Raw genomic sequence first — 4,984 nt, forward strand, 5'->3', positions numbered from 1 at the left:
GACCTGGCGCTGGACCGCACCATGATCCCGCTGGGTTCGTGCACCATGAAGCTGAACGCCACCGCCGAGATGGAAGCCATCTCCTGGCCGGAGTTCGCTTCCATCCACCCGTTCGCCCCGGACTCCCAGACCGAGGGCTGGCGTGAACTCATCGCCGGGCTCGAGGCGGACCTGACCGAGATCACCGGTTACGACCAGGTGTCCATCCAGCCCAATGCCGGATCCCAGGGCGAACTCGCCGGGCTGCTGGCGATCCGCGGATACCACCACTCCCGCGGTGACCAGCAGCGGAACGTCTGCCTGATCCCCGCTTCGGCGCACGGCACCAACGCCGCGTCCGCGGTCCTGGCCGGCATGAAGGTGGTGGTGGTTGCGACCGCGGCGGACGGCACCATCGACCACGCCGACCTGACGGCCAAGATCGAGGCGAATAAGGACGTCTTGTCCTGCATCATGATCACCTACCCCTCCACCCACGGTGTTTACGACGGCGACGTCACCGACGTCTGCGACGCCGTCCACGCCGCGGGCGGCCAGGTCTATGTGGACGGTGCGAACCTCAACGCCCTGGTGGGCCTGGCGCAGCCGGGCAAGTTCGGCGGCGACGTGTCGCACCTGAACCTGCACAAGACCTTCTGCATCCCGCACGGCGGCGGCGGACCCGGCGTCGGCCCGGTCGCTGCGAAGGCGCACCTGGCACCGTTCATGCCGGGGGATGCCAACAACGCTTCCTCCGAGGGCACAGTGGAGGGCCACGGCGTGGCGATTTCGGCGTCGCGGTTCGGTTCCGCCGGTGTCCTGCCGATCTCGTGGGCCTATGTGAAGCTGATGGGTGGCCAGGGCCTGACCGAGGCCACGAAGTCCGCGCTGCTGGCCGCGAACTACGTCGCTGCCCGGCTGAACGAGTTCTACCCCGTGCTCTACACCGGTGAAGGCGGGCTGGTGGCGCACGAGTGCATCCTGGACCTGCGCGAACTGACCGCCCGCACCGGGGTTACGGCTGAGGACGTGGCCAAGCGCCTGATCGACTACGGTTTCCATGCCCCCACCCTGGCCTTCCCGGTGGCCGGAACCCTCATGGTGGAGCCCACGGAGTCCGAGGACCTGGCCGAGATCGACCGCTTCATCGAGGCCATGATCACCATCCACGCCGAGATCGAGCAGGTAGCGGCCGGCGACTTCTCCCTGGAGGCATCGCCGGTGCGCAACGCACCGCACACGGCCGCCGCCGTCGTCAGCTCCGACTGGGACCGCGCCTACCCCCGCGAGCAGGCCGTCTTCCCGGTTCCGTCGCTGCGGCAGGATAAGTACTTCCCGCCGGTGGGCCGGATTGACGGCGCCGCCGGCGACCGGAACCTGGTCTGCTCCTGCCCGCCCCTCGAAGCATTCGAAAACTAAAAGGACCTCCCATGACTGAGAACTACACCGCTCTCTACGAGCAGCACAAAAAGGCCGGCGCCTCCTTTACGGACTTCGGCGGCTGGCAGATGCCCCTGAAGTACAGCTCGGAGCTGGCCGAGCACCACGCCGTGCGCAACGCTGCCGGCCTGTTCGATCTATCGCACATGGGCGAAGTCTGGGTCACTGGACCCGAGGCCGGCGCCTTCCTGGACTACGCCCTGGCCGGAAAGCTGTCCGCCATCGCCGTGGGCAAGGCCAAGTACTCACTGATCTGCGACACCGACGGCGGCATCATCGACGACCTCATCACGTACCGCCTCCCCGCGGCTGCGGACGGAACAGCCAAGTTCCTGGTGGTTCCGAACGCGGGCAACGCCAAGGTGGTGGCCGCGGCCCTGCAGGAACGCGCCGCCGGCTTCGACGTGACCGTAGAGGACGCCTCCGCCGAGACCTCCCTGATTGCGGTCCAGGGCCCCGCCGCCGAGGCGATCCTGCTGGAACTGGTCCCCGCCGGCCAGCACTCCCTGGTCACGGAACTGAAGTACTACGCCGCCGTGGAAGTAGGCATCAGCTTCGGCGGAGCCATCCGGAACCTGCTGGTGGCACGCACCGGCTACACCGGCGAGGACGGCTTCGAAATCTACGTGGGCAACCTGGAAGCTCCGGCCCTGTGGGAAGCGCTGCTGGAAGCCGGTGAAGGCGCAGGCCTCATCCCCGCCGGCCTGGCGTGCCGCGACTCACTCCGGCTGGAGGCCGGGATGCCGCTCTACGGCAACGAACTCTCCCGGCGCGTCAATGCGTACGCCGCCGGCCTGGGCCCCGTCGTCGCGCTGTCCAAGGAAGGCGACTTCGTAGGCAAGGAAGCCCTGGCTGCCCTCAAGGCGGCAGGCGTCGGCTCCACCGTCGGGCAGAAGCTCGTTGGCCTGAAAGGGACCGGCCGCCGCGCCGCCCGCGGCCACTACCCGGTCCTCAAGGACGGCACCCTGATCGGCGAAGTCACCTCCGGCCAGCCCTCACCCACCCTCGGCTACCCCGTGGCAATGGCCTACGTCGACGTCGAATTCGCTGAACCCGGCACCCTCGTTGACGTTGACCTCCGCGGCAAGCCCGAACGCTTCGAAGTAGTGGCACTCCCCTTCTACAAGCGCCAAAAGTAGCCCGACTGCCTCGCCGTGGTCGCCTTTGCCCGGCGGCACCGGCATTTTCACGCGTGCTGCGCCCCACCGTCCCCCTAGCCTCGCAAGCTCGGTCAGGGAACCCGGACGGTGTGGGCCCACTTCGTCGCTTTGACGCACGCTTTCGGAAACCGCGGCCAGCCCGCCCCTTGGAGGTGGCGGGGCATCCGGAAACGTGCGTCTAAGGGAGCGTCACGTCCGCTCAGCGGGCGTCTTCGCGACCGAGCACGTGGAGGATGTCCTGCCAACTCCACTCCCGACCACAACTAAGTTTTCAAACGAACAGGAAAAATCATGAGCAAAGTTGCAGCTGAACTGAAGTACTCCGCCGAACATGAGTGGATTGCTGTTGACGGGTCCGGTCCGGCAGGGATCGGCATCTCCGCCGTTGCCGCCGACGCGCTGGGCGACATCGTGTACGTGGACCTGCCCGAGGTTGGCTCCATCGTGACCGCCGGCGAAACCTGCGGCGAGGTGGAATCCACCAAGTCCGTTTCGGACCTCTACTCCCCCGTCACCGGCGAGGTCACCGAGATCAACGACGGCGTAGTGTCCGACCCCGCCCTCATCAACAGCGACCCCTACGGCGCCGGCTGGCTGTTCAAGGTGTCCGTCACCGAAGAAGGCCCGCTGCTGTCCGCCGAGGAATACGCCGCAGCGAACGGCGGCGAACTGTGAGCGCCGCGACCGCAGGCATCGGCACCGTCACCGCCTTCGAGCAGGTGGTCTCCCCCAGCCTGAACGCCGACCTCTCGGCACTGGACCCCGAGATCGCGGCGAAGATCGACGACGAACTGGGACGCCAGCGCGACGGCCTGGAAATGATCGCCTCGGAGAACCACACTGCCGCCGCCGTGATGCAGGCACAGGGCTCGGTGCTGACCAACAAGTACGCCGAAGGCTACCCGGGCAAGCGCTACTACGGCGGCTGCGAACACGTGGACGTCATCGAGCAGCTCGCCATCGACCGCGTGAAGGCCCTGTTCGGGGCGGAGTACGCGAACGTGCAGCCGCACTCCGGCGCCCAGGCCAACGCCTCGGTGATGCACGCGCTGATTAAGCCCGGCGACACCATCATGGGCCTGAACCTGGCCCACGGCGGACACCTGACGCACGGCATGAAGATCAACTTCTCCGGCAAGCTCTACAACGTGGTGCCCTACCAGGTCCGCGAAGACACCCACACCATCGACATGGCGGAAGTGGAGCGCCTGGCGCTGGAGACCAAGCCGCAGCTGATCGTTGCCGGTTGGTCCGCCTACGCCCGCCAACTGGACTTCGCCGAGTTCCGCCGGATTGCGGATCTGGTGGGTGCCTACCTGATGGTGGACATGGCGCACTTCGCCGGCCTCGTCGCAGCAGGCCTGCACCCCAGCCCGGTCCCGCACGCCCACGTGGTCACCTCCACCACGCACAAGACCCTCGCCGGTCCGCGCGGCGGCATCATCCTGTCGAACGACGCCGACATCGCCAAGAAGATCAACTCGGCTGTGTTCCCGGGCCAGCAGGGCGGGCCGCTGGAGCACGTCATCGCCGGCAAGGCCGTGGCATTCAAGATCGCGGCTTCGGCTGAATTCAAGGAACGGCAGGAGCGCGTCCTCACCGGCTCCCGCATCCTGGCCGAGCGCCTGGTCCAGCCGGACGTCACCGCCAAAGGCATCAACGTCATCTCCGGCGGCACGGACGTCCACCTGGTCCTGGTTGACCTTCGCAACTGCGAACTCAACGGCCAGCAGGCCGAAGACCGCCTGGCCGCGATTGACATCACTGTCAACCGCAACGCCGTGCCCTTCGACCCGCGTCCGCCGATGGTCACCTCCGGCCTGCGCATCGGCACCCCGGCGTTGGCGACCCGCGGGTTCGGCGAAGCCGCTTTCCGCGAAGTTGCGGACATCATCGCCGAAGCATTGATTGCCGACGCCGACGCCGACCTTTCCGGTCTGCGTCACCGAGTCGAAACCCTCGCCGCAGCCCACCCGCTCTACCCCGGGCTGTAGTCCTCCCATCGGTTTCGGCAGGCTCAACCACCGGTGGTTGAGCCTGCCGAAACCCGCCCGATCATTGTTTTTAGTTAGGAAACCCCGTCATGGCTGTTGGCGTCTTTGATCTGTTTTCGATCGGTATTGGGCCTTCGTCGTCTCATACTGTGGGGCCGATGCGGGCCGCTGCTGTTTTTGCGGAGGAGCTCAAGGGTTCCGGGGTTTTGTCCCGGGTGGCTTCGTTGCGGGTGGATTTGTACGGGTCGCTGGCGGCGACGGGGCATGGGCATGGGACCATGACCGCGGTCCTGCTGGGGTTGGAGGGGTTCCATCCGGAGCTGATCCTTCCCGAGGAAGTGGAGGAACGGCTCGCGGCGATCGCCGAGACCGGGACACTGACCCTCGCCGGTGCCGGTGGTGAGGGTGTGC

Annotated in this window: 4 protein-coding genes and 1 pseudogene; all 5 read left to right on the top strand. The window is 66.9% G+C overall.

The genetic code is table 11. The features are described 5' to 3' along the window. A pseudogene (locus tag UC32_RS19915) lies at positions 1–1,398 on the top strand (glycine dehydrogenase (aminomethyl-transferring)); the annotation flags it as partial. Between the two features lie 11 nt (positions 1,399–1,409). Further along, positions 1,410–2,558: a glycine cleavage system aminomethyltransferase GcvT gene (gene gcvT / locus UC32_RS19920; protein ID WP_045732906.1), complete on the top strand. Its 1,149-nt coding sequence runs from the start codon at positions 1,410–1,412 to the stop codon at positions 2,556–2,558. Between the two features lie 312 nt (positions 2,559–2,870). Next, complete coding sequence (gene gcvH / locus UC32_RS19925) at positions 2,871–3,254, top strand: glycine cleavage system protein GcvH (protein ID WP_015935762.1); 384 nt, start codon at positions 2,871–2,873, stop codon at positions 3,252–3,254. Next, positions 3,251–4,573: a serine hydroxymethyltransferase gene (gene glyA, locus UC32_RS19930; RefSeq protein WP_045732907.1), complete on the top strand. Its 1,323-nt coding sequence runs from the start codon at positions 3,251–3,253 to the stop codon at positions 4,571–4,573. Before gcvH ends, glyA begins: the two co-directional genes overlap by 4 nt. Before the next feature lie 89 nt (positions 4,574–4,662). Beyond that, positions 4,663–4,984, top strand: a 322-nt coding sequence (locus UC32_RS19935; protein ID WP_045732908.1) for a serine dehydratase beta chain, incomplete at its 3' end; no start/stop codon positions are given.

The sequence above is a fragment of the Pseudarthrobacter chlorophenolicus genome (assembly GCF_000962805.1).
Lineage (GTDB): Bacteria > Actinomycetota > Actinomycetes > Actinomycetales > Micrococcaceae > Arthrobacter > Arthrobacter chlorophenolicus_A.